The organism is Sphingopyxis sp. KK2 (assembly GCF_001990265.1).
Classification (GTDB): Bacteria; Pseudomonadota; Alphaproteobacteria; order Sphingomonadales; family Sphingomonadaceae; genus Sphingopyxis.
Window position 1 is genome coordinate 1 of record NZ_LYVN01000024.1, and the last position, 25,000, is coordinate 25,000.

General features: G+C 62.9%; 22 protein-coding genes, 1 tRNA gene and 1 pseudogene. 16 read left to right on the forward strand and 8 right to left on the reverse strand.

The window, feature by feature from the left end; translation table 11 throughout:
• Positions 1-698 (reverse strand): ImuA family protein (locus B1A78_RS06270; RefSeq protein WP_077146157.1); only part of this gene is annotated, 698 nt, incomplete at its 3' end.
• A gap of 177 nt (positions 699-875) precedes the next feature.
• Here B1A78_RS06270 and B1A78_RS06275 point away from each other — a divergent pair.
• The gene (locus B1A78_RS06275) at positions 876-1,790 is read left to right on the forward strand and encodes a HEPN domain-containing protein (RefSeq protein ID WP_231568074.1); all 915 of its coding nucleotides are present in this window, start codon (positions 876-878) and stop codon (positions 1,788-1,790) included.
• A 15-nt stretch (positions 1,791-1,805) separates the two neighbouring features.
• On the opposite strand, the gene B1A78_RS06280 is transcribed toward B1A78_RS06275, so the two are convergent.
• The 5 genes from B1A78_RS06280 to B1A78_RS06300 all read right to left on the reverse strand — a co-directional run bounded on the left by B1A78_RS06280 (position 1,806) and on the right by B1A78_RS06300 (position 10,292).
• The gene (locus tag B1A78_RS06280; RefSeq protein ID WP_156103406.1) at positions 1,806-2,054 is read right to left on the reverse strand and encodes an EexN family lipoprotein; all 249 of its coding nucleotides are present in this window, start codon (positions 2,052-2,054) and stop codon (positions 1,806-1,808) included.
• Positions 2,055-2,328: 274 nt separating this feature from the next.
• On the reverse strand, positions 2,329-2,970 hold the full coding sequence (locus B1A78_RS06285) for a hypothetical protein (RefSeq protein WP_051908556.1): 642 nt from the start codon (positions 2,968-2,970) through the stop codon (positions 2,329-2,331).
• 19 nt (positions 2,971-2,989) lie between these two features.
• Positions 2,990-6,895 (reverse strand): CHAT domain-containing protein, encoded by a 3,906-nt coding sequence (locus B1A78_RS06290; protein WP_037468506.1) that lies wholly within the window; start codon positions 6,893-6,895, stop codon positions 2,990-2,992.
• Between the two features lie 198 nt (positions 6,896-7,093).
• Positions 7,094-9,256, reverse strand: a complete 2,163-nt coding sequence (locus tag B1A78_RS06295) for an ATP-binding protein (RefSeq protein ID WP_062793020.1) — start codon at positions 9,254-9,256, stop codon at positions 7,094-7,096.
• 49 nt (positions 9,257-9,305) lie between these two features.
• Positions 9,306-10,292 carry a DNA cytosine methyltransferase gene (locus B1A78_RS06300; RefSeq protein ID WP_062793022.1) on the reverse strand — a complete coding sequence of 329 codons (987 nt, stop codon included), beginning with the start codon at positions 10,290-10,292 and terminating at the stop codon, positions 9,306-9,308.
• Between the two features lie 45 nt (positions 10,293-10,337).
• Between B1A78_RS06300 and B1A78_RS06305 the strand changes: the two genes are divergently transcribed.
• Complete coding sequence (locus B1A78_RS06305) at positions 10,338-10,799, forward strand: hypothetical protein (RefSeq protein ID WP_077146140.1); 462 nt, start codon at positions 10,338-10,340, stop codon at positions 10,797-10,799.
• A 113-nt stretch (positions 10,800-10,912) separates the two neighbouring features.
• Here the strand turns inward: B1A78_RS06305 and B1A78_RS06310 are convergent, their stop codons facing one another.
• Complete coding sequence (locus tag B1A78_RS06310) at positions 10,913-11,521, reverse strand: hypothetical protein (protein WP_037468513.1); 609 nt, start codon at positions 11,519-11,521, stop codon at positions 10,913-10,915.
• A gap of 254 nt (positions 11,522-11,775) precedes the next feature.
• On the opposite strand from B1A78_RS06310, the gene B1A78_RS06315 reads away from it, so the two are divergent.
• The 14 genes and pseudogenes from B1A78_RS06315 (at position 11,776) to B1A78_RS06380 (ending at position 24,822) form a co-directional block, all read left to right on the forward strand.
• Positions 11,776-13,812, forward strand: a complete 2,037-nt coding sequence (locus B1A78_RS06315; protein WP_037468514.1) for a conjugal transfer protein TraG — start codon at positions 11,776-11,778, stop codon at positions 13,810-13,812.
• Positions 13,809-14,216 carry a hypothetical protein gene (locus B1A78_RS06320; protein ID WP_037468516.1) on the forward strand — a complete coding sequence of 136 codons (408 nt, stop codon included), beginning with the start codon at positions 13,809-13,811 and terminating at the stop codon, positions 14,214-14,216. Before B1A78_RS06315 ends, B1A78_RS06320 begins: the two co-directional genes overlap by 4 nt.
• Entirely contained in the window at positions 14,213-15,202 is a 990-nt protein-coding gene (gene trbB / locus B1A78_RS06325) for a P-type conjugative transfer ATPase TrbB (RefSeq protein WP_037468518.1), read from the forward strand. The genes B1A78_RS06320 and trbB overlap by 4 nt, the downstream gene beginning before the upstream one ends.
• 11 nt (positions 15,203-15,213) lie before the next feature.
• Positions 15,214-15,543, forward strand: coding sequence for a TrbC/VirB2 family protein (locus B1A78_RS06330; protein WP_037468729.1), 330 nt, complete (start codon positions 15,214-15,216; stop codon positions 15,541-15,543).
• Positions 15,540-15,800: a VirB3 family type IV secretion system protein gene (locus B1A78_RS06335; protein WP_037468520.1), complete on the forward strand. Its 261-nt coding sequence runs from the start codon at positions 15,540-15,542 to the stop codon at positions 15,798-15,800. The genes B1A78_RS06330 and B1A78_RS06335 overlap by 4 nt, the downstream gene beginning before the upstream one ends.
• Positions 15,794-18,259: a conjugal transfer protein TrbE gene (gene trbE / locus B1A78_RS06340; protein WP_037468522.1), complete on the forward strand. Its 2,466-nt coding sequence runs from the start codon at positions 15,794-15,796 to the stop codon at positions 18,257-18,259. The genes B1A78_RS06335 and trbE overlap by 7 nt, the downstream gene beginning before the upstream one ends.
• Positions 18,256-18,972 (forward strand): P-type conjugative transfer protein TrbJ, encoded by a 717-nt coding sequence (gene trbJ, locus B1A78_RS06345; RefSeq protein WP_037468524.1) that lies wholly within the window; start codon positions 18,256-18,258, stop codon positions 18,970-18,972. The genes trbE and trbJ overlap by 4 nt, the downstream gene beginning before the upstream one ends.
• A 115-nt stretch (positions 18,973-19,087) precedes the next feature.
• On the forward strand, positions 19,088-20,410 hold the full coding sequence (gene trbL, locus B1A78_RS06350; RefSeq protein WP_037468526.1) for a P-type conjugative transfer protein TrbL: 1,323 nt from the start codon (positions 19,088-19,090) through the stop codon (positions 20,408-20,410).
• A gap of 4 nt (positions 20,411-20,414) precedes the next feature.
• Entirely contained in the window at positions 20,415-21,203 is a 789-nt protein-coding gene (trbF, locus tag B1A78_RS06355; protein WP_037468528.1) for a conjugal transfer protein TrbF, read from the forward strand.
• Positions 21,200-22,024 carry a P-type conjugative transfer protein TrbG gene (trbG, locus tag B1A78_RS06360; protein ID WP_037468530.1) on the forward strand — a complete coding sequence of 275 codons (825 nt, stop codon included), beginning with the start codon at positions 21,200-21,202 and terminating at the stop codon, positions 22,022-22,024. The genes trbF and trbG overlap by 4 nt, the downstream gene beginning before the upstream one ends.
• Positions 22,021-23,277 carry a TrbI/VirB10 family protein gene (locus B1A78_RS06365; RefSeq protein WP_231568076.1) on the forward strand — a complete coding sequence of 419 codons (1,257 nt, stop codon included), beginning with the start codon at positions 22,021-22,023 and terminating at the stop codon, positions 23,275-23,277. Before trbG ends, B1A78_RS06365 begins: the two co-directional genes overlap by 4 nt.
• The gene (locus B1A78_RS06370; protein WP_037468731.1) at positions 23,277-23,501 is read left to right on the forward strand and encodes a DUF2274 domain-containing protein; all 225 of its coding nucleotides are present in this window, start codon (positions 23,277-23,279) and stop codon (positions 23,499-23,501) included. Before B1A78_RS06365 ends, B1A78_RS06370 begins: the two co-directional genes overlap by 1 nt.
• 5 nt (positions 23,502-23,506) lie before the next feature.
• Positions 23,507-23,659: pseudogene (locus B1A78_RS23345) on the forward strand (helix-turn-helix domain-containing protein); the annotation flags it as partial.
• Positions 23,660-23,721: 62 nt separating this feature from the next.
• Positions 23,722-24,822: a site-specific integrase gene (locus B1A78_RS06380; RefSeq protein ID WP_051908558.1), complete on the forward strand. Its 1,101-nt coding sequence runs from the start codon at positions 23,722-23,724 to the stop codon at positions 24,820-24,822.
• A 17-nt stretch (positions 24,823-24,839) separates the two neighbouring features.
• Here the strand turns inward: B1A78_RS06380 and B1A78_RS06385 are convergent.
• Positions 24,840-24,915 (reverse strand) — tRNA-Lys (locus tag B1A78_RS06385).
• Positions 24,916-25,000 lie beyond the last annotated feature (85 nt).

Below are 25,000 nucleotides of genomic sequence, written 5' to 3' on the forward strand. Positions count from 1 at the left end.
GGTCGGTCGACCAGTGCGGCAGGAAGAGCGATACGACCCGTCGCATCGCAGCCCTCCAATATCCAGAAATGCGGATTGCCGCCGCGTACGCGTTCGAGCGCGACGCGCCAGCGTGGGCGGCCAAGGCTCGGAATGCCAAGGTCCTCGCTTGGGCTCGCGGTGATCCGCCAGCGCGTCACCGCGGCCGTGCCCTCGGCGGCTTGGTCGGCCTTGCAGGTGCGGCGAAAGACGAACGCCGGAACGCCCGAGGTTTCGGCGGCGAGCTGGAGGCGCTTCGACGCCGTCGTCGAATATTTGCTCACCTCGCCGACGACGCCGGCGAGGCCAGGATGGCGCAAGCATTCTTCCATCGCGAGCAGGACATTGGTGTCGCTGCCCGCCTCGACATGGATCACGCGGTCGGGGTGCAATCCCGCGAGATGCAGGGCAGGGGCGAACAGGTCGTGCCAGCGCAGGCACCAGAAAACAGTCCCTTCGGTCCGCGCGAGGATGCCGGCGAGGAAGATCGTCGCGCTCGCATCGTCGGCGAGCTCGGGGCTTCCGGCTATCTCGTGGAGCGCGCCGGTCGCGATTCCGCCGCCCGGGAGTCGCGAATCGACCGCCTCGACGCCGAACGGAAGCACCTCGTGCCGCGCGCACACGCCTTCGATCCGCGCAATTTTGGCGCGAAGATCGGCGAGGACGGCAGGGTGGCGCATGATAACATAGGACTCGGCAGATAGTTGATTCGTTTCCTCTTTGTTCCTTGTCGGCTTGCCGAGTCAAGCGGGACGCCGCAAAGGGCAGGCCGATCACGATGCGATCAGGTCCGGAATGAATCGAGTTTGGCTTGCCAGAGTCTTGATTGTCGGCCAGATTCAGGGGCTGAAATGAAAATGGACATCGATCATCTTCCCGCGCGGCAGCAGGGCGAACTCCAGCGCATCAAGACCGTGCTGATGGAGGAATTCGCGCGATCGATCGAACGTGCGACGATGCCCGCCAAGCGCAACGGCAAGATTCTGAAGATCATCCTGTTCGGCAGCTATGCGCGCAGCGACTGGGTCGACGAGCCCGAGAACGGCTATCAGTCGGACTTCGATCTGCTGGTCATCGTCAGCCACGAGGACCTGACGGATATCTCCGACCACTGGTATATCGCCGAGGACAAGATCCTTCGTGATCCCGACGTCGACCGGACGCTAAACATCATCGTCCATACGCTAGCCGACGTGAACAAGGCGCTGACCCGCGGCGAATATTTCTGGGTCGACATCCTGCGCGACGGAATTCTGCTCTACGATTTGCCCAACCATCCGCTGGCGGTGCCGAAGCCACTGACGCCGACCGATGCGTATCGGATGGCGGTCGAGTATTTTGAAACATCGCTGCCGGCGATAGACGTTCAATTGCAGACGGTGGATTTTCAGGCTCAGCGCGGTGACAATGAGCTGATCTGGCGGAAGGCGGCCGCATTTTCGCTACATCAAGCGGTTGAACGTGCCTACGCGTGCTTCTTGCTCACCAGCACCTTCTATTTCCCGCGCTCGCACAACATCAAATTCTTGCGTTCGCTCGCCGAAGACCGGGAGCCGCAGCTTGTGGAGGCTTGGCCCCGCGAGAGCAAATTGGATCGGCGCCGTTTCGAGCTGTTGAAGCGCGCCTATGTCGAGGCACGATATTCGCCGAACTACGAAATCACCGTGGAGGACCTCGAAGCGCTCGCGGCTGCGGCCCGCAACCTGCGCGAGATCGTCGAGCGACTTTGCCAGGAACAACTGGACCGGCTGCGTTCGGCCGCCGGACTGTAGCGCTCCGCCCCACGGTCAACGGGGCGTATAGGCTTTCCCGTCACCGACAAACCGCTTGCTCCGCGCCTTCGCGTCGGCCCGGATAACGGCCATCTCGGCGTTGTTGCATTCGTTGCCGCGAACAGAGCCATCTTGGCACCCCGCGAACACCTCGCGCGCCTCGTCGACATGTGCGTCGAAATACTGCTTGCTGCGCGGCTCTTCCTTCCCGCAGCTCGCCAGCGCGGTTCCGAGAAGAACAATTCCAATAACTTGCGTCCTCATCAGGCTCTCCTTTGCGAGCCAACAAATTATCGCGGGGCGTCACCACCGATCAACAAAAGACCGCAGAAACTCTCAAATCGAGAGCGATTGTTAGCGCACACCATCGCCAGCACGCCGGGCATTTGATAAAGGCATCACCGCCGGGCGGCCGTCGCATATGTGCAAGCCTCGGCTAAAAGCGGCGGCGCAAGTTCTCGAACTTGTTCTCAACGCCCGGCTTCACGCCCAAACCGGCAGCCTGCGCCTCGATCTCCGCCATCCGGAATCCGTTGGATCACCGACCCTTCTTAAGACGTTCGAAATCAGTTAGACCGGCTGCGCGAAAAGCATCGAACATCTCGGCGCCATCTCCTAACGGCGTGACTTGGCTATGGGTCGCTGCACCAAGATCATCACAGAGTTGTATCGCAGATCTGATTGTAGAGGACAGCCAGGCGAGAAAGCGCTCCATATCGGGCGGATATAAAAGATCGGTCTCGCTTTCGAACATGCCATGTGAACCGTCTTCGGTGACGTAGGTGTTAATCGCGGTTTCAAGAACAAAGAGGTTGAGAATCGCGGTTGCAGTAAGATCGCGCTTATCTGGAAGCGCCCTGAGCTCAGGGCGCCATTCGTAGGTCTTTGCGATCAGTGCATCGTTGATATGCCCTGCAAAGACATTGCGCAGATACTTTGCGAAGCGCAGCGCGCTCGCTAATTCTTTGACGGTCTCGCCGAGCGAAGGATACTCGCGGTAGAGCGGCTGCAAAGCCGGCGCGAGATCGGCGAGCTCGCCGAGCGCCACAAGCGCTGTCTTACACGCAGCAACCCAGCGGCTCGAAAGTTTCGTACCGGCTGATAGATCGCTATCCGCGAGGAAAAGATCGCCATGAAGAATGCGCGACCTAAAATAGATGAGTTCACTGCTTGTCGCCATGCGCACCATACCCTTTCGCTCAGCAGGCTTGACCGCCTAAGTCGGTGGTCGGATGCCGGAGGTCGGGGTTGCCGAACAAGGTCATCGCGAGGCCATATGAGGGATCCTGCGCGAACCGGTCGTCGACCAGCTTGTTTGCCTCGAAACAAGCCTCGATGATGCGGGCCCCATTCTTCCAATGCTGGAGAAAGGCCGGGAGCCAGTGCGATGGAACGCGAGAATCGAGCGGCCATGGCGAAGCAATCACAGCAGCGCAGCCTCGATCAAGTATCTGCTTGGCAAGACCGACGGAAGTATTTGCGGCCGGATGCTTGTCCGCGCGCCCGCCACTGCAAACAAATAGAATCACAATTCCGACGTTCCTCAAAGCATTGGCGAGCTCGCCAGCACTTACCTTCAATACGCCCTCGTCCGACACCATCTGGAAATAACGGCCCTCGGAATTGACTCCACCGTGCGCTGTTACCACCGCAAGCGTTGATCCAGCGAAGGACGCCGGAAGGGTCGGGCCGTTGTCCGCAATGAATTGGTGCTCATTGAAGCAACTTTCTAGCCGTTCCGCGACCATCGCAAGAGTCTGGCTTTCGCCTCCACCCGCTGTCGAAATCCATGCACAATAGCGTCCGTCGCCGATCAAGCCGGTTCGGCGCGCACCCGCGAGCCAAGCGAGGGATGGCGCCGAAGCCATCGGCCGCGTCCGACCAGCGAACTCGCTGTCAACAAAAAGCAAATTTGGCGGGAACGACTGAAGGCTTGCCTCGGGGATCAGCACAATTGGACCTGGGGGCAGGTCTGAAAAGCGAAGATTATCAGTCGTTGTATAAAAAATGTTAGGCGGTCGATCATCGAGTCCATAGCCGAACGGGAATCTCTCAGCCCATTGCCGAAGCCTCGCCTCAGTGAAATGGTCGTCGGCTTCAACAACCGGCGGGCCGACATCGCCGCCGATGGTACTCACCCTGACGAGGCGGCCGCGATCATCGAAACCCGCCTGGACAACGGAAATACCGGTGAGGGAAATCGCGCGCGCGTATTCGCCGCTCTCCTCGATCGCCTTCGCAAGCGGCGGAGGAACTGCGGCTTCGTCCCAACCGGGAAGTGCAACGCCATAGTCAGCAAGGAGATCGAGGAGGAATGACGCTTGTTGCGGCTGGCGTATGATCTCGGAAGCTCCAAGTGCACGGCTGGCGATAATTGTGACGTCTCTCAGGTCAAACCCGGCATCGGCGGAGTAGCGAGAAGCTCCGCGGCCCTTCAAAACCTCGAACACAGTCTCGGCGCTGGGGCTGGCGGCGGCGGCGGCCTCAAGCATCGCACGGGTTCGGGAATCCGTTCGCGCCAGAAGTTCGCCGAAAAGCGTCTCCGCGTCTTCGACACCATGATTGCTATCGCGCATCTCGCGCAGCAACTGGCCGACGACTGCGGCAATCGGCGCGGTCATGGCGTTGCTCGCCAGGACATCGTTGCCGTTGGCAATCGCGTCGGGAAGCAACGCGGCCAGCCCCTCGAAGTCCCGCTTCTGAAGGAGTTCCCTATGGCGGATCTGGATATCCAGTGTGTCCGCGAAATGTCCGTGTGTGTCGGCCTTGCCCATTGCTTCGAGCCAAAAGCGAGACCGCGCGGCCATCCGCTTGGCCTCACGGTATAAATTAGCGTCACGCGTCAGTCGTGCGAGCGTTACGGCCTCCTGATAGAGCTGCTCGAGTTCCGCTTCGTCATCGGCAAGCATCGCGCACGCGAGTGCGACCATCGCATCCACAAAGTTGGATGAGCGCGCATAAACATCCGCTAGGGCGAACCAGGCGAGGCGTCGCCGGCGCGGCGTACTCGCCCCATTGAGAAGCGCCTGCTCGACAAGGTCGCGAGCTGGCTGCGCTGATCCTGTGGACACTAGACGACCCGCGACAACACGCAGCAACGCGAGATCGATATCGGGATCCGCTGAGTGGCGTGCAAAGGCCGATGCCACGAGCAGCCAAGTTACATGACTGTGTTCCTCCTCGGCCGAACCGGCGGGCGCATGAGAGAGATATTCGGAAACACTAGAAACAACGGCATCCGCATCTTCGCTCAAGAGTTCGGGGGGGAGCGTCAGCCGCCCAATTATTGCCGGTTCCTCGCTCTTGATCCATTGGAAGACCGATTCCATGAACGGCTTCTTCTCCATCAGCCATTCCATTCCAGCCGTGCTGATGAATGCGTCCGGAAGCGCTTTGATGGTTTGATTCGCAAGTTTTGCATTGATGATTGCGAGAATGGCAAGACCATCGGTACCCGACGCTGGAGCTTCGAGGAGTTCAGATAGCGATACGCGAAGGTCTGCCCGCGAAGGGTCGTCGGCAAGTCGCTTGAGCAGAGCGACGATCGCGTCCTCGACCCGCTCGCGTCCGATCGGCCAGGCGCCCTTGGACCCCGCGAGCAGAAATATCTGTCCTAGAACATGTATGAGGTATCGCTCGCCGCGTGCAGCGTGTGCTCCGATTGGCAAGGGCTGCACTAGCTCAAACGCATGAATCGGGAGCGCCCTAGCTATAGCATCGTCGACTGCCGCCATGCGATAGGCAGTGGCAAGATCCTGATCGGTGCCCGCCTGCGCGATGAAGGAACTATAGTCGGGGACGGTCGCGCCACCGAGATTCTGGTCGAGTATTCGGTAGAAGGCGGCGGATTCTCCGTTTTGCAGCCGGTCCGCCGCCACATCCGCCGCCAACGCATATTGTCGCTCAGCGGCGAACCGACGAAGATCACGACGTGCAACGCTCTCGTTGCCAGGGAACAGCGCGTCCAGCCGCGCTGCGGCGGCGGCGGCGATTACGGTAAGATCACCGTCCATTGCGATCCCAAGTGCCGTTTCGAGATATTCAAGCGTATCAAGTTCGGCGATCGCCGGAGCCAGAAGCTCGCCAGCAAGCCTTAACGCGTTTGCCTCGCCTGCAATTCGGGCGAGGCGAACGCGCGCACTTGGGAGAAGCGAGGCTCCGCGATCTGCTTCGCCGCGGATCGCCTGTAAGACGTGCGCCGAAAAACCGGCGCGGCTCATCAGCTGAATCCGGAGAAATTCTTTGTGGTGGTCGGCGCTGGCAGGAAGTCCTTCGAGATCGCGAAGAGCTGCACCTAGTCGACCCTCGTCAATCCATTGCGCCCACTGGTCGATGCGCTTGGCAATCAGGTCGTCAGGCCCGTCTTCGCTCCAACTCGACACAACGCCACAACCCTCGATCGAAAGGAGCAGGTCCTGGAGCGGCTTTCTGCTTGGGTAGGAAAGCCCAGTATCCATGGCCGTGTAGGTGAGACGACCCTTGCCATTTGCCGTCGCAGCAGCCGCAAGCCCATGAACTTGTGGCACCCAGAAATCTTCATCAAGGATCGGCGCGGAAAGCCCACGCGGAACGTTGGGTTGAATGTCGTCCGCGCGATAGGCAGCCGCGTTGACAACGACGATCGCCGTGAAGTCGTTTGCATCGGCAATGCGTTCGACGATCCCGCCAGTGAGGAGGTTCGGCATCACCTCGATGACGAATGTCGCGCGGCGCGCAGCCTCGTGTTGTCCGGAAAGTTCGCATCCCGAAAAACGTTCGTAGACCTCGCGAAAGTTATCCCAAAAAGTTGTGAACCACGCGTCGGCGTCAGAATTCGGCGGCAAAACAATAATATATCGACGGAATGCCGGTTCGTTGCCATTGATATGAATCGCGCTGAGAGCCGCCGCGATGATGCTGATGCGACGATGCACCGTTGCGACGTCAAGGCACAATATGTCGGACCCGCCGAGAACGTTCGGTTGATCGGAGTAGTATTGGACAATATGGTCCGCAGCAGCAGCCCAGTCGCCACGCTGAATCGAAATCAACGCGCGTTCCGATGCACCAGAAGTGGCGGGATCGTCGTCATTTCCGTCGTTGCCGGAAGGCTCTTCGATTATCATGCCGTCGCCGCGCCTAAGAGGTAAACAAAATCAACGACAGCGAAGTGCTCATCAATAGCCATCGCTAGCGCATAGATGAAAGATGCTTCCCGGCCAATCCGGGAGCGGCTGAACCATGAGAATAGTCCTGTTTATGGATGGTTGATTCGCAAATTCGTGGCCGATTTCGCGTATAACCCAGAGCCAAGAAACGAGTTGCTATTGGAGGGTCGTAACCGTCTGTACCGATTCTTGCTCAGCAGCCGAAGCGGTCACTTCTTCTTCGTCGTCGGCTAAGCCTCGGCGTATGTCGATTTCGAGGGATTCAATTACCGACGCGTGTGCAACTTGCGCCCCCTCCAGAAGGGATCGAAGCCCCACTACTTTCCAAGCAGTGTCAGGACCTGCCTTCCCGACTCGGTTGAGCAAAAGCCTCTCGTCATCGTTGGTCGTCTTTGTGTCGGGCATAGATCCGATAAGGTAGCCCTGAACGTGAACCCGACGGTGTAACTCCATTAGGCAATATTCTTCGACCTTCGCCATATAGCCCTCGAGCTGTGACAGATGGGCGTTCATCAAGGGAAGCGACGGGCTCTTCAATTCTACTATATTTATCTGATGCGGAGCGCCCGTGTCGCTCATAACAAAGACAAGGTCGGGGCGCTTAGCGTCATCCATCGCCTTGACCTGTTCATCTATGCCAAGGTGAGCCGCAATAGCAGTCGATACTCTTGAGAGGTTGGCATCACTCGTTAAGTATCTGGAATACTCCGGCTTGATTAGCCAAGGCTGGTCTTTGAGAAGGCCATGGAGGCGATTCTCGATCCCTTTCGTCTTCCAGAACTCTCCCTCACCATCTTCGATAAGCTTCAAGAGGGCATTGATGCCATTTCGCTTGCCGCGATAGTTTTTCAAAGCATCGCTTTTCTCGATATCTGCCAGCTCGACAAGATTGAGCGCGATGATTTGAAGGGACTTAGGATCATGTCCGAGTTCGCTAAGCCGGATTAGAACTTCGCCGGCATTGACAGATTGCGCCACCAGCGGTGCCAATTCTGCAAATTCTTCTGAGTCAGCGCCATGTTCCACCGCGAGCGCGCGTATGAGCTTCTTGGCTGAGGTCTTTGCTCGACCTTCCAGGGCATCTGTGAATCTCATCACCGATCGGGCAGTTTTAGACCTCTCGATATCATCGTCGACCTTGTCTTCTTTCCACTTTGCGTGGGCAGCAAGCGCCTTTTTCATCGCTTCTTCGACGAAGGTGATCAGGGCGCGCACGATTTCGTTGTCTTCGCGCAACTGCGTCCGGTTGGTATTCACCAAGTCGATGCCATGACGGTCAAGGTCATCGGCGCGAACAACACATTCCATGTAGCTCTGGCTGTGGAAGTTGTGCATGCCGGTCGGAAGTCCGAACAAAGATGGCCCAGCGGCGAGCCGATCGTTGCAGTAGATTCGGGCTCCCCGCTGCGACGTCGGTAGGTGCTTCCCCCTGGGGCGAAATCCTACCATATATTTGACGGGCAGGGTGGTAACGTCTTCCACATTCACGACATCGTCGGCCAAATTAGCCAGAGAGGCGCCCGCGGGATAAACAAAATCATACTCTGCGACTTCGGCTTCTACCAAGACGTGGTTTATCTTGATGGCCAGTTCGTCGGGCTCGATCCCGAAAAACGCCTGGCGAATAGTATTTCCGATGGTATCGGTGGAAAAGCGCACCGCATCGGCTTTCAATCCGGTCAACGTGATCTTGGTGCCATGATCTTCAGAGGGGAGATTGTCTTCATAACTCGCCGGAATGTCGACCGATCCTAGGTCTTCGGCATGTCGGATTGTGCTATCGTCAAGTATGAAGGTTGTGGCGAAAGTTTCACCCTTGCGCTTGGTACGGATAACCACCTTTGTCGCGGCGCCGAACCCCGCTAACTTCCCAAGTCCCTTTCGCCCCATCACGTTTCGGACGCCCGTTTCGGACTTCAAAATCGTTTCTGCCCCGGTCTGGACATCCAGGCGGCGCTTTCGATTTATAGGCAGGAATTTCTGTTCAACATCAGCCGGTGACATCCCGTGACCATCGTCAGAAATTACAATCGAAATATTCTCTGGAAGGGGGGTAAGAAGAATCGTGAACGGATCGCGCTGATTTTCGGCGACTTCCTTCTTTGCGGCAGCCTTCGCAGCAACCCGAGCTTCATGAATTTCGTCGGTCGGGATCGTAATTTCTACTTGTCGCGCCTCGCTGTCGTACGCGTTGGCGACAAATTCGACTAGGCATTTGCCTATCGTCGCATACATGTTGATTCCAAGTGCTTCTAGCATCCCTCCCTGAATTCGGAGGGGAAAAGAAGCGGGCCGCTTATCGAAAAGGTCGTGGCTCATTCGGTCAGCATGATACTTGTTGAACCGAATTGGAAGAGCCTGCATCCAATTACGCGGCTACTTTGATCTCCGTTTTGGATATCGCGTCGCGCACGGCGCCCGCGACGGCGCGGGCTAACGGTACCGGGACGCCGTTCCCGATCTGACGAGCTACAGGGTAAGGCCTGCCAGCGAACATCCAATGATCCGGCACTCCCTGAATTCGTGCGCCCTCACGAAGCGATAGCGTCCGATTCTCTACGGGATGTAGATATCTACCCTTGGAGGGGTTCTGGAATGTGCATCGGATAGTGTTGAGAGGTTGATCTGGATCGACCCGCCCCCAGACGTCTGTTGCCTGGCATCCGACCCGCGTCCACGATGGGGGGCAGAGTTCGGGAGCCAGCCGCATCAAATCTCGCTTGTCACCTCTTGGCGGAATGAGCTGAATTCGTTGAGCCGCGATCCCGACCGGCTGTGGCCAGCGATGTAGTTCGTCGCCCACAGGTATTTCTCGGGCGAGGACATCGCCAGCGGTAATGCGTTCATGATGCGGCGCAGGAGCGTTGAACCTTCCAATCTTCGAAGCAATCGTAAAGGCTCGGCGGCGCAGCTGCGGCGTCCCGTAATCCACGGCGTCAAGGAGCCATGTAAATATCTCGTATCCTTGACCTTCCAGCATCACAGCAAGGCGCCGCCACTGCTGAGACGACAGAAATGGTGGGACATTCTCAACCACAACCACTTCCGCGTTGCTCGCTTTCGCCCACCTCGGAACTTCGAGCGCAAGATCGTTCCTGACGTCCAAGGGGTCTTGCCTGCCGAGCGTGGAGAAGCCTTGGCAAGGCGGGCCCGCGATCAACACATCCGCCTGTGGGATGTCGTCGAATCCTGACACCGATGCCGTAACTCCGACGTCGCGCAGGTTCCGATTGTAGGAAGCAATTGCTTCCTTCGAAATGTCGATAGCGAGAACTGGTTCGAAGCCATGATCGACGAAGCCAGCACTGAAAAGGCCGGCGCCGCTAAAAATATCACAGAAGGTCATATTTCGCATATTCGCATAGCTTTAATGTGAATATGCGAATATGCAAGGCGAATTATGCGATTCGAAGATGTCCCTGATGATGTCCTGGAACTCTTGGCGGCGATGCTCCGAGTGCCGGGATTGCCCGTTCAAAAGGACATTGCTCGTGCGATCGGAGCTGATCAGGCACTAGTATCGCGGGTGAGGAACCGAGAGGTGAAGCGCGTTACCCCGCGCATCGCCAACCTGTGGAACTATGTGAATCAACGAATTGCCGAACAGCGCCGCGCTGGCGCTGCCAGCGAAGAGATTGACAGCGACGTTTCGAAGAACGCGTTGTTAAAGCCAAAGCGGCGCGCGCGCGATCTTCCCAACGTTTCGACGTTGGGTCCGGCTTCCCAATACGCGGACGATGCTATTTCCGGCGTTAAGGCGTATTTGGCGGACGGCTACGATGCACGCCTGATTCTAGAACAGATTCAGGTGCTGCGTAGAGCTCAGCATGTTCGACGAGCCGGTCGGAGCCGCGATGTATAGCGCTTAGGCCGACTGACGCGCAGACTATGATAAACCACGGCGGTGCTGCGAGGCGCGAAGAGAGATGCGCCAATCGTCCCGGTTGCACAGCCGTTGCATATCACATTCCCCGCTTAGTCACGCATATCTCTCTCCAGTGCCAGCGCCTCCCGCGCTGTCTTTAAGTCGGCCATCGTGGCGGGCTCAGATATTCCGCCAATTCGTTCGATCTCGCGTAATGCGGGTTGCACGGCATCAATCGCGCTGATGGCCGGGTCGAGCACCCATTCGACGCCGTAACCAACCTTGCGGTCCTGATCTTCAACGATATGAGGAAAATGGGTCACCGCTTCGCCATAATATCCGTAAAACCGCGCCACGGGCATGAGAATGTCAGGAGACAAGAGACCGACCTTGGATGCCAGTGCTTTGAAAAGTGTGGCCTCGGGGAGGACAAAGCTCTCGGTAAAATGAGCAGGAAGTCCGCCCCCAGAAATCCCAGTGCGCAGGTACCATCGCCCTACTGAATTGGCTAGATGAACGAGTTCCTTCGAAATCAGCGTGATCTCGCTGTAAAGACCGAGGGCCACAGATAACGCCTCTTTCGCCCGGGTTTCATCATCGCGGCGCCGGTTCAACTTGTAGTTGTAGAGCGCGCCCCAAGTCAGCGCTGCGAAGCCGAGGATGGAGCCGATCATCGACTGCCAGCCCTTCAACTCCTCATATAACTCGCACAGTGTCATCAGGTCCCCCCTATGTCGTGAATGCGGCCACCCGTGTTTCGCGGCCTCGCGGGATGAAGTCGAGCATTCCCAACCGCGCGCCAGCTTCCCGCATACGCTCAGTCGTCACAATAATGTAGGAATACACGGCTCGATGGTCTGAAATGCGTCGGAGACGTACCTCGGTGCGTCGGAGACGTACTGTAAGTTTGGCCGTCTAGCGCGGATTTTGTGGGCTCGGGTCCGGACAAGGCCGTCCGGACGGGAGCCTCATCATGACCCCGACCAAATTGCTCATCGGCCAGATATTGATCGTCTTCGCGATTGTGGTTCTCGGCGTCTGGGCAGCCACGCAATGGGCCGCCGAGATGCTCGGCTATCAGCCGGAGCTTGGCGCGCCATGGCTCCGCCTCGGCGGGCTGCCGGTCTATCGGCCGTGGGACCTCTTTCCCTGGTGGTATCACTATGAGGCCTATGCGCCGCACGTCTTCGACAAGGCGGGTTCGCTCGCGGCGGCCAGCGGTTTCATCGGCTGCGGCGCGGCGATCGGCGGCTCGCTCTGGCGCGCGCGACAGAAAGGGCAGGTCACGACTTACGGCTCGGCGCGCTGGGCGAAGGAGCGCGAGATCGACGCCGCTGGGCTGCGCGGCGATGCCGGCGTGTTTCTGGGGCGGCTGTCGGGCCGCTATCTGCGCCACGCGGGCCCCGAGCATGTCATGGCGTTCGCGCCGACGCGTTCGGGCAAGGGCGTCGGGCTCGTCGTCCCGACGTTACTCAGTTGGACCGGTTCGGCGGTCGTCCACGACATCAAAGGCGAGAATTGGCAGCTGACCGCGGCGTGGCGATCGCGCTTCTCGCACTGCCTCTATTTCGACCCGACCGACGTCCGCTCGGCGCGCTACAATCCGCTGCTCGAAGTGCGCAAGGGCGCATGCGAGGTCCGCGACGTCCAGAATATCGCCGATATCTTGGTCGACCCGGAAGGGGCGCTCGAACGGCGTAATCACTGGGAAAAGACCTCCCATTCGCTGCTCGTCGGCGCGATCCTCCACATTCTCTACGCCGAAGAAGAGAAGACACTCGCGCGCGTCGCGACCTTTCTCTCCGATCCCTCGCGCAGCTTCGCCGCGACGCTCGTCGCGATGATGCGCACCAATCATCTCGGAACGGCAGACGAGCCGCGGGTCCATCCCGTCGTGGCATCGGCGGCGCGCGAGCTGCTCAACAAGAGCGAGAATGAGCGCTCGGGCGTGCTCTCGACCGCCATGTCGTTCCTCGGCCTCTATCGTGACCCGACGGTCGCCGCGGTGACATCGGGATGCGACTGGCGGATCGCCGATCTCGTCTCCGCCGAGCGGCCGCTCTCGCTCTATCTCGTCATCCCGCCGTCGGACATTTCGCGGACCAAGCCGCTCGTTCGCCTGATCCTCAACCAGATCGGTCGCCGCCTCACCGAGAAGCTCGACGACCGGCGATCGACCGTCCGCCGCCACGACCTTCTGCTGATGCTCGACGAGTTCCCGGCGCTTGGCCGTCTCGATTTCTTCGAGACCGCGCTGGCCTTCATGGCGGGCTACGGCATTCGCGCCTTCCTGATCGCGCAGTCGCTGAACCAGATTTCCAAAGCCTATGGCGATAACAACGCCATCCTCGACAATTGTCATGTCCGCGTCGCCTTCGCGACCAACGACGAGCGCACCGCGAAACGCATCTCGGACGCGCTCGGCACCGCGACCGAGCAGCGTGCAATGCGCAACTACGCTGGCCACCGGCTCGCGCCCTGGCTCGCCCACGTCATGGTCAGCCGGCAGGAAACCGCCCGCGCGCTGCTGACGCCGGGTGAGGTCATGCAGCTGCCGCCGACCGACGAGCTGGTGCTCGTCGCCGGGCTGGCGCCGATCCGTGCGAAGAAGTTGCGCTATTTCGAGGACGCCAATTTCAAGGCGCGCCTCGGCCCCGCGCCCGAACTCGCCGATGACGGCTATGCCGATCGACCGGCAACACGCGGCGACGATTGGAGCGGCTGCGTTGCGGGGTTGGTCGCTGCCGACATCGACGCGGATGACGCCGACGACGCCGCGATCGAGGATGGCGGCGCGCAGCAGGCGAAGGTGCCCGAACTCGCCGAACAGCCGGAACCGCGCGTCGAGACCGCGCGTCCCTCCAACCCGCTCGGCATCGACGACGATACCGATCCCGCGATCGACAAGAAATTGATGGACCGCGTCCGTCCGCTCGCGCCGGTCTTGATCGGTCACGCGATGGACGAAGCCGTGTCGCAGGACGGCGAGCAGCTGGGGCTCGGGCTGTGAGCGCGCGCGCGGGCCTCGTCCGGCACCAACTCTTCATCGAGCGCGGCCTCAGCGACCGGCTTTCGCTGCTCGCGAGAAAGCCCGGCGTCACCAAATCGACGATCCTCGCCGAGGCGCTCGAAGCCTGGCTGACGCGCCAAGGCGTCAATGAACTGCAGGAGCGCTTCGGTCCGCGCCTCGATGGCCTGGCGCGCGTGCTCGCGCGGATCGAGCGCAACGGCCAGATCGAGATCGAAATCCTCGCACTCCTCGTGCGCTACCTCCTCGCATCGGTCCCGCCGGTTGCCGAGGGCGATGATGTCGCGCGCGCGCAGGGCCGCGAGCGCTTCGAATGGTTCACGGCGAAGGTCGTCGAGGCCTTCCGCGAGGGCCGCGGCAGTTTTGGCTCGGGAGGCGGCGCGTGAGTGCGGCCGTCTCCGCCGAACGGCGGCGCACGATGCTGCGCAGCGCGATGGGCCCGGCGATCGAGGCGGCGCTGTCGAACGCGCATGTCGTCGAGGTGATGGTCAATCCCGACGGGGCGCTGCGCGTCGACGTGCTCGGTGAAGGCCGGGTCGATACCGGCGTGCGCATGGCGCCCGAACAGGTCGAGCGGATCATCCGGCTTGTGGCATCGCATGCCCGCTTCGAGGTGCACGCCGCGTCGCCGATCGTCAGCGCCGAGCTGCCGCCGCATGGCGAAGGGGCAGGCGAGCGGTTCGAGGGCCTGTTGCCACCGGTCAGCCTCGCCCCCTGTTTCTCGATCCGCAAGCCCGCGGCGCGGGTCTATACGCTAATGGATTATGTCGGCGCCGGCATCGCGACGCCGGAGGCGGCGCGCCTCCTGTCGCTGGCCGTCGTCGAACGGCTCAACATCCTCGTCGCCGGCGGAACCAGCTCGGGCAAGACGACGCTTGCCAATGCGCTCCTCGCCGAAATGGCGAGCCTCGACGAACGCGTGATCCTGATCGAGGACACGCGAGAGCTCCAATGCCCCGCGCCCGACCGCGTCGAACTGCGCACGCGTGCGGGCGCGGTCTCGATGGGCGATCTCGTCCGCTCGACGCTGCGGCTCCGCCCCGACCGCATCATCGTCGGCGAGGTGCGCGGTGCCGAGGCGCTCGACATGCTCAAGGCGTGGAACACGGGACACCCCGGCGGCATCGCCACGGTTCATGCCAATAGCGCGGCGTCGGCGCTGACCCGGATCGAGCAGCTCGTCCAGGAGAGCGTCGTCACCGTACCGCGGCGCCTGATCGCCGAGGCGATCGACCTCATTGTCTTCATCGCCGGACGCGGCGCCGCGCGGCGCATCGCGACGATCGCGCGCGTCGAGGGCGTCGGCCCGACCGGCGACTACGCACTGACCGACCTTTCCATTCAGCCTGAAGGAGAAATGCCATGTCCCTGATTCCCTTTGCGATGTCGCGCGCCACCACGACGGCGCACACCGCGCGTCCGGTCCTTGTTGCTGCTCTGACGTTCGGCCTTGCCGCAACGGCGCTCGCCGCGGGCTCGGGCATGCCGTGGGAGGAACCGCTCCAGCAGGTGCTGGAATCGGTGCAGGGACCGGTCGCGAAGATCATCGCGGTGATCATCATCATCACGACCGGGCTGACGCTGGCATTCGGCGAAACCTCGGGCGGCTTCCGGCGGCTGATCCAGATCGTCTTCGGCCTTTCGATCGCCTTCGCCGCCTCGAGCTTCTTCCTTTCCTTCTTCAGCTTCGGCGGCGGGGCGCTCGTCGCATGAGTCATATCGAAGGCTATGAGGCGCCGATCCACCGCTCGCTCGCCGAGCCGATCCTGCTCGGCGGCGCGCCGCGCGGGCTCGCGATCGTCAATAGCACGATCGCCGCGGCGATGGGGCTCGGACTTCAGCAATGGATCGCCGGCCTCATCCTCTGGGCGCTCGGCCACACGCTGATGGTATTCGCGGCGAAGCGCGATCCCGATTTCGCGCCGGTGCTCGCGCGCCACATTCGGCAGAAAGGCGAGCTCACATGCTGAACCTCGCCGAATATCGGTCGCGCGCCGACCGGCTCGCCGATCATCTGCCATGGGCGGCGCTCGTGGCGCCCGGGATCATCCTCAACAAGGACGGGAGTTTCCAGCGCAGCATCGCCTTTCGCGGCCCCGACCTCGACAGCGCGACCGAGGCCGAACTCGTCGCCGCCTGCGCGCGCGCGAACAATATGCTGCGGCGCTTCGGATCCGGCTGGGCGCTCTTCTTCGAGGCCGAGCGCGTCGCCGCGGCGGGCTATCCCGAAAGCGAATTCCCCGACGCGGCCTCGTGGCTCGTCGATGCCGAACGGCGCGCCGCATTCGACGACAGCGAGCGGCAGCATTTCGAGAGCCATTTCCACCTGACGCTCGTCTGGATGCCGCCTGCCGACCAAGCCGACGGCGCCGGGCGCGCGCTGATCGAACGCCCCGACGCCACGCAAGGCACGCGCGACTGGCGCGAGGCGCTCGCGCGCTTCGAGGCCGAGAGTCTGCGCGCGATCGACCTGATGGCGACGTTCATGCCCGAGGTCCGCGCGCTCGACGATAGCGAGACTCTGACCTATCTCCACCGCGCGATCTCGCCGCACCGCCACCGCGTCCGCGTTCCCGCGACGCCGATGTATCTCGATGCGTTGCTCGCCGACACGCCGCTCACCGGCGGGCTCGAGCCGATGCTCGGTGACCAGTATCTGCGGTCGCTGACGATCCTCGGTTTCCCCTCGATCAGTCGCCCCGGCATCCTCGACGCGCTCAACGGACAGGACTTCGCTTATCGCTGGACGACGCGTTTCATCGCGCTCGACAAGGCCGACGCGACTGCGGCGCTGACCAAGCTCCGACGGCAATGGTTCAACAAGCGCAAGTCGCTCTCGGCGCTGCTGCGCGAGGTGATGTACAACCAGCCGGCGCAACTGCTCGACAGCGACGCCGACAACAAGGTCGTCGATGCCGATGCCGCACTCCAGGCGCTCGGCGGCGATCATGTCTCCTTCGGTTATTTGACGACGACGATCACGGTATCGGACCGGAACCGTGCCCGCGCCGAGGAAAAGCTGCGCGCCGCCGAGCGCATCGTCCATTCGCTGGGCTTCACCGCGATCCGCGAGAGCGTCAACGCGGTCGAAGCCTGGCTGTCGAGCTTGCCGGGCCAGACTTACGCCAATGTCCGCCAGCCGCTCGTGCACAGCCTCAACCTTGCGCATCTGATGCCGCTTTCGTCGGTGTGGGCCGGACCCGACTGGAACCGCCACCTTGGCGGCCCGCCGCTGCTGATGGCCGAGACCGGTGGATCGACGCCGTTCCGCCTCTCGACCCATGTCGGCGACGTCGGCCATATGATGATTGCGGGGCCGACGGGGGCAGGGAAGTCGGTCCTGCTCGGTCTGATCGCATTGCAGTTCCGCCGCTACGCGGGCGCGCAGCTCTATATCTTCGATAAGGGTAATTCGGCGCGCGCCGCGGTGCTGGCGATGGGCGGACGACATCATGCGCTCGGCGAGGGCGACGATATGCTCGCCTTCCAGCCGCTGCGTGAAATCGATCGCGCCGAGGAGCGGAGCTGGGGCGCCGACTGGGTCGCCTCGCTCGTCGCGCACGAGGGCGTTGCGGTGACCCCCGACATCAAGGACGCGATCTGGTCGGCGCTGACCAGCCTCGCGAGCGCGCCCGCCTCGGAACGCACGCTCACCGGTCTGTCGCTGCTCCTCCAGTCGAATGCGCTGAAGGCGGCGATCCAGCCCTTCACGCTCGAAGGTCCGCACGGCCGTCTGCTCGATGCGGCCGAGGAAGGGCTGGCGCTCGGATCGGTCGAATGTTTCGAGACCGAGGCGCTGATGGGGCAGGCGAGCGTCGTCGAACCCGTCCTCTCCTACCTGTTCCACCGGCTCGACGCGCGGTTCAACGGGCGGCCGACCCTGCTTATCCTCGACGAAGCCTGGATATTCCTCGACAACCCGCTCTTCGCGGCGCGCATCCGCGAATGGCTGAAGGTGCTGCGCAAGAAGAATGTCGCGGTGATCTTCGCGACGCAGAGCCTCGCCGATATCTCGAACAGCAGCATCGCGCCTGCGATCATCGAAAGCTGCCCACAGCGGATTCTCCTCCCGAACGACCGCGCAGTCGAGCCGCAGAGCCGCGCCGCCTATGCCGCCTTCGGGCTCAACGAAGCGCAGATCGAGCTCGTCGCGCGCGCGACGCCGAAGCGCCAATATTATCTCCAGTCGGCGCGCGGCAACCGCCTCTTCGAGCTCGGTCTGGGCCCGATTGCGCTGGCGCTCTGCGGCGCATCCGATCCGGCGACGCAGGCGCGGATCGACGCCGTCCTCGCCGAGCATGGCGAAGGCGATTTCGCGGCGCACTTCTTGCGCGGCGCCGGCCTCGACTGGGCCGCCGACCTGCTCGCCGACTTCCCCGGTGCCCCCACTACCGATCGACCCGCCCCCCAAGAAGGAGAAATGCCATGAAGACGTTTGCCCATATGCTGCTTGCCGCTGCCGCCATTCCGGCGCTGCTGCTCGCCGTGCCGCCCGCCACCGCGATGCCGGTTTTCGACCAGGCCAATTATTCGCAGAACCTGCTCACAGCCGCGCGCACGCTCAAGCAGATCGACCAGCAGATCCGGCAGCTCCAGAATGAAGCGCAGATGCTTGCCAACATGGACAAGCATCTGAAGCGAGTCGACTTCCCCGAACTCGAAAAGCTGAAGGATAATCTCGCCCGCGTCGATGCGCTGATGGAAAAGGCCGAGGGGATCGACTTCGGGGTCGACCAGCTCGACGCGCGCATGGCGGCGCTGTTCCCGAAGGACTTCTCCGGCCTGCCCCGGTCGGCGAGCGTCGCCAATGCCAAGGCGCGGCTCGATACCGCGATGGCGTCGTACCGCCGCACGCTCGCGGTCCAGTCGCGCATCGCCGCCGACGTGAAGGCCGATGCCGCGGTGCTCGCCGACGTCGCGGCGCGAAGCTCGAGTGCGGAGGGCAGCCTGCAGGCGCAACAGGCGACCAACCAGCTTCTCGCTCTCGCCGCCAAGCAGCAGATGCAGCTCCAGCAGATGATGGCGGCCGCTTACGAGGCCGACATGATCGACCGCGCCCGCGCGGCGCAGAGTGCGGCGGAAGCGCGCGAGCGCACACGCCGCTTCCTCGGCGACGGCAAGGCTTACACGCCGATCCGCTGACCAGCGACACGAACGGCGCGAGGCTGCCCCTCTCCTGGCCCGCCGTTCGCCGCGGGGTCTCGAAAACTCCCCCCGAGACCCCGCGGACCCATCATCCTCTACGAAAGCCCGCCCGATGGACGATCTCAATGTCATCGACCGCTTCATGGAAGCCTTCATCCGCTACATCGACAGCGGCTTCGGGCTGCTCGGCGGCGATGTCGCTTTCCTCACCAGCATATTGATCGGCATCGACATCACGCTCGCCGGGCTCTTCTGGGCGATGGGCGGAGAGAATGACATCATCGCGAAGCTGCTCAAGAAGATCCTCTATGTCGGCGTCTTCGCCTTCATCATCGGCAACTTCGGGGCGCTTTCGGATATTATCTTCCGCTCCTTCGCCGGGCTCGGCATCACCGCCGGCGGCGGCACGATCTCGGCCGAAGACCTACTGAAACCCGGACGGCTTGCCGGCGCGGGGTTCGAGGCGGCGCATCCGCTCATCGACCAGATCAAGGACATGCTCGGGCCGATCGCTTTCTTCGAGAATTTCCTCGAGATCGTGGTGCTGCTGATCGCCTGGGTCCTCACGATCCTCGCCTTCTTCATTCTCGCAATCCAGCTTTTCATCACGCTGATCGAGTTCAAGCTGACCAGCCTCGCGGGCTTTGCGCTGATGCCCTTTGCCCTCTGGAACCGGACCGCTTTCCTCGCCGAACGCGTGCTCGGCAGCATCATATCGTCGGGGGTAAAGGTGATGGTGCTTGGCGTCATCGTCGGCATCGGCTCGGGTTTCTTTCCCGATTTTCTGACGACGATGGCGGGCTCCGAGCCAGACGTCGAGGAAGCGATGTCTTTGGCGCTCGGCGCGCTGGCCTTGCTTGGGCTCGGCATCTACGGACCGGGCATCGCATCGGGCATTGTCGCCGGCGCACCGCAGCTCGGCGCGGGCGCTGCAGTCGGCACCGTCGCCGCAGCCGCGGGAACAATGATCGTCGCCGGCGGCGCCGGCATGGCGGCTGCGCGCGCTGGCGGCGGCGCCGCGCTCGGCGCGGTTCGCGCCGGCACATTGATGGGCGCGGCGGCCTCGACGTCGTACAAGCTCGGGCAGGAAACCTCGGGATCGCAAACGGTCGGCGCCGGTCTCTCGGGCGTCGCAACCGCGACCAGGGGCGCGGCCGTCAACGCTGCGCGCCGCACTGGCAGCTCGCTCGGGATCGGCGACGCCGCCGCCGCCGGGCGCGATGCCGCCTGGAACGCCGGAAATCAGAGCAAGAGCCCGGCTTCGCCGCCGTCGAACGAGAATGCCGCCGCGTCTGCTGCACCGCCCGCGTGGGCGACCGATCTCAAGGCCGACCAGCGCCGTCGCTCGGCGCGGCAGACTGCCGCCCATGTGATTTCCGACGGGAGCCGCGGTGGCAGCGGCGCGAGCCCCGATATCGCCGAGAAGGAGGATTGATCCGATGAAATTCAAACGACCTATCCAGCGCTACGGGCACACGCCCGAGCCGGTCACGCCCTATCAGCGCGCCGGACAGGCGTGGGACGACCGGATCGGCGCCGCGCGCGTCCAGGCACGAAACTGGCGGATCATGGCATTCGGCGGACTTCTGCTCTCGACCGGGCTCGCCGCCGGACTTGTCTGGCAGTCGGTACAGAGCCGCGTCACGCCCTATGTCGTCGAGGTCGACCGGCTCGGCGAGGCGCGCGGCGTCGCGCCCGCAACCGCCGATTATAATCCGACCGACCCGCAGATCGCGTGGGCGCTCGGCCGCTTCATTGCGAATGTCCGCGGCATCTCGCTCGACCCGGTGCTGATGCGCGAGAATTGGCTCGTCGCCTATGACTTCGCGGCTGAGCGCGGCGCTCTCTTCCTCAACGAATATGCGCGGGCCTCCGATCCCTTTGCGAAGGTCGGGACGAGATCGGTGTCGGTCGAGATCACCAGCGTCGTGCGCGCCTCGCCGCGGTCGTGGCAGGTGAAGTGGAAGGAAAGCGCCTATGAGCGCGGCAGCCTTGCTTCGACGTCGCGCTGGACCGCGATGCTGACCGTCGTCGTGAAGCCGCCGCGCTCGGCCGACGTCTTGCGCAAAAATCCGCTTGGCCTCTATGTCGAGGCGATCGACTGGAGCCGCGAATATGAGCGCGAGGAGCGCGGCCCCGCCGCCGCGAACGCGCCGCCGCACACGGCGGGTGAGCCGCCCGCCGAAACTCCTCCTGTACCCGCAACCCCCGAAGGAGCCTTGCCATGACGTGCTTCCGCCCGATTCTTGCCGCTGCCGGTGCGGTGGCTCTGGCCTCTTCCGCAATCGCCGGTCCCGGGCCGGTCGAGCGCGTCCGCGCGGCGGCGGCTGCCGCCGTCAAGGAACCGCGCGCGCAGGACTATCGCGGTGCCATCCAAACCTATGCCTATGTCGAGGGCGGCGTTTACCGGCTCGTGACCGCGCCCGAGCATATCACCGACATTGCGCTCGAGCCGGGCGAAGCGCTCGTCGCGGTCGCGGCGGGCGATACCGCGCGCTGGACCGTCGGCGACACGACGAGCGGGGCGGGAGAGGCGCGCCGCGTCCATATCATGATCAAGCCGCTCGCGCCCGGCTTGGCCACGAATCTCATCATCACGACCGACCGGCGCGTCTATCACCTCGCGCTCGCAAGCACCGCGCGCACGGCGATGTCGGCGGTCTCCTGGACCTACCCGCACGACAGTCTTCTCGCGATCGAGCGCGCCGCAAGTGCAACGCGCGCCGCGGTCGAGGCGCGCCCGGCGATCGATCCTGTCCATCTCGACTTCAGCTACGCGATCCGCGGCGACAAGCCGGCATGGCGGCCGCTGCGCGCGTTCGACGACGGACGGCAGGTCTTTATAGAGTTTCCGGCGACGCTCGGGCAGGGCGAGGCGCCGCCGTTGTTCGTGACCGGGGAGGGCAATAGTCCCGAACTGGTCAACTACCGCGTCAGCGGACGCTTCTATGTCGTCGACCGCCTTTTCGAGCGCGCGGAGCTTCGTCATGGAACGAAGCGGCAGACCGTCGTGCGCATTGTCCGCGTCGGCCCCGGAGCGAGCCGGTGAACGCGTCCGACGTGCCCGATCGCAATGTGAGCGAGGACATCGCACCGAAGGTTGGCGCCGCGCCTGCCGATCCTGCCGCGTTGGAGCAGCCGGCCCCGCTGACGCCCAAGGTCGATCCCGAGAGCCTGGTGCTGCGGGGAAGCCCGCGCCGAGTGGTGCGGTTCCGGCGCGAGCTGATTATCGGCATGGCTGCCGTCGGCGCGCTGGCGATCGCCGCCACCGCATGGATTGCGCTCAGCCCCGCGTCCTTCAAGCTTGCCGCGAGCGGCGACGAGATGTTCGACGCGCAAGCGGCGCGCTCGCCCGAGGCGCTCGCCGCGGCACCCGGGAGCTATGATGCGATCCCGAAGCTCGGTTCGCCGCTGCCCGGCGATCTCGGGCGCCCGATCCTCGAGCATCAGCGCAAGCTGGCGGGCGAGGGCGAGGTGCTGCCTGCCGACCCTGCCGCCGATGCGGCCGCCGTCGCCCGCGAAAAGGCCTTGGCGGACCAAGCTGCGGCGCGCCAATCGGCGGTGCTGATGCTCGGCGGGCGGAGCGGGGCGGCTAACCTTACAGTCGCCGACACCGTATCGGCGCCGGAGAAACCTGGCGAAACGGTTCCGGGAGCTCCAGCCAGCGCCGCAGCGACCGGCAGCGCGGTCGCCGCTAGCGCGAATGAAGTCAGCGCACACCGCATTCGCCAGCCGGCCTCGCCTTGGATCGTGAGCAGCGGCAGCATCATCCCGGCGAATCTCGTGACCGGGCTCGACAGCGACTTGCCCGGCCTCGTCGTCGCGCAGGTGAGCGAGAATGTTTACGACAGCATCACCGGACGCACGCTCCTCATTCCGCAAGGCGCCCGGCTCCTTGGGCGATATGAAAGCAATATCGCCTTCGGCCAGCGCCGCGCTTTTGTCGCCTGGCAGCGCATCATCTGGCCCGACGGATCGTCGCTGACGCTCGACAACGCGCCCGCGACCGATGCCGCGGGCTATGCCGGGCTCGCCGACCAGGTCGACTTCCACAGCTGGGCTTTGCTCAAGGGCGTCGGGCTCGCGACGCTGCTCGGCGTCGGCACCGAACTCGGCTTCGGGAACGACGAGAGCGAACTCGTCCGCGCAATGCGCGAGTCCGCGCAGACCAACGGCGCGCGCGCCGGCGACCGCATCGTCGAGCGGAATCTCGACATCCCGCCGACCATCCGCGTGCGGCCCGGCTGGACGCTGCGCGTGATCGTCCACCGCGATCTCGTCCTCGCGCCGTGGAGGCCGTGATGCCCGATATCAAGCTGGCGAAGATCCCCGATCGCAAGCCCGTGAAGCTCGTCGTCGAGATGTTGCCCGACCTCGAACAGGCGCTAGCCGATTATGCCGACGCCTATGCGGCGGCTTACGGGCAGCGCGAGAAGCCCGCCGACCTCGTGCCCTACATGCTCTGGTCGTTCCTCGAGAGCGACAAGGCGTTCGCGCGCGCCCGGCGCGGCGGCGCGGCGCCCTAGCCGCGATGGCGGAGCCGGCGCTTCTATCGCTGATCGAGGCAGCGGATTTCCTCGGCCTGCATCCGAACACCGTGCGCCGCTACGTCCGGCAGGCGGTCATTCCCGGCGGCAAGATCGGGCGCGACTGGCGCTTCGTCGAGGCCGACCTTGTCGCCTGGCTTCGCGGGCGGTATCCTGATGACGCACGGATGCATCTGGGTGCCGACGACAAGGAGGCACTATGGCACTCTGGAAACGTGCAAATACCTATTATGTTGACATCACAGCCCCGGACGGAAGCCGAATTAAACATACTACTGGCACAGCCGACCGGGAAAAAGCGAAGGAATACCACGACAAGCTGAAGGCTCAGCTGTGGGACTTGGCGAGACTGAAGCAGAAGCCGAAGCGTTCATGGGACGAAGCGGCACTGCGTTGGCTCAAGGAGAAGGCGCACAAAAAGTCCTACCGGGACGATGTGCAGCGGATCCGTTGGTTCACTGGTCATTTGCGGGGCAAGACCCTCGACCAGATCGACCGGAGCCTCGTCGATGGCCTGGTGACGCGCCATATCCATGGCACGGATCGCACGAAGGATCTCTATGTGGCGCTCATCCGCGCCATCTTCCGAAGGGCGATGCGCGAATGGGAATGGATCGACGCCGTGCCGGCGTTCAAGACCTACAGCGTCGGCGGAAAGGTCCGCGTTCGCTGGATCACCGAGGAGCAGGCCGAAACCCTGCTCAAGGAACTGCCGGCCCATCAGCGTGAAGTGGTCGTGTTTGCGCTCGCGACTGGCCTGCGCCAGGGCAATGTGCTCGATCTGACATGGGACCGGGTCAATCTCGCCCGGCGCATCGCGACGATCGAGCATGGCGATACGAAGAACGGGGAAGCTTTGGGCGTCCCGCTCAACGATCTCGCCGCCGCCGTTCTCATGCGGCAGCAGGGCAAGCATGAAAGCCATGTGTTCACCTTCCGGGGCAGACCGCTCCGTTCGGCGAACACGCGGGCTTGGCGCAAGGCGCTCCGGCGCGCCGCGATCACCAACTTTCGTTGGCACGATCTGCGGCATACCTGGGCGAGCTGGCTCCGGCAGAATGACGTGCCCACCTGGGTGCTTCAGGAGCTGGGCGGATGGAAATCGGAATCGATGGTGCGCCGCTATGCGCATCTGTCGGTGAAGCATCTTCAGCCGTACGCCGACCAGCTGACTTTCGGGTCCCGAACCGGCCTCGCCGGAGAGGCGCAGAAGACTGCGGAAGTCCATGTCCCAAAATCACCCCCAGGCACGGCGCAAACCGGTCTGCGATTGGTGACCCGGGACGGGGTAACCGTTTGATTTGTAAGGGAAGAAAATGGTGGACGCACTAGGGCTCGAACCTAGGACCCGCTGATTAAGAGTCAGCTGCTCTACCAACTGAGCTATGCGTCCACTGCCGTTTTCCGGCGCGCTTTGGAGCGGGGGGCAGGGCCCTTTGCTGCGAAGCGAGCGGCCCGCTATCATGGCCTTGCGGGGA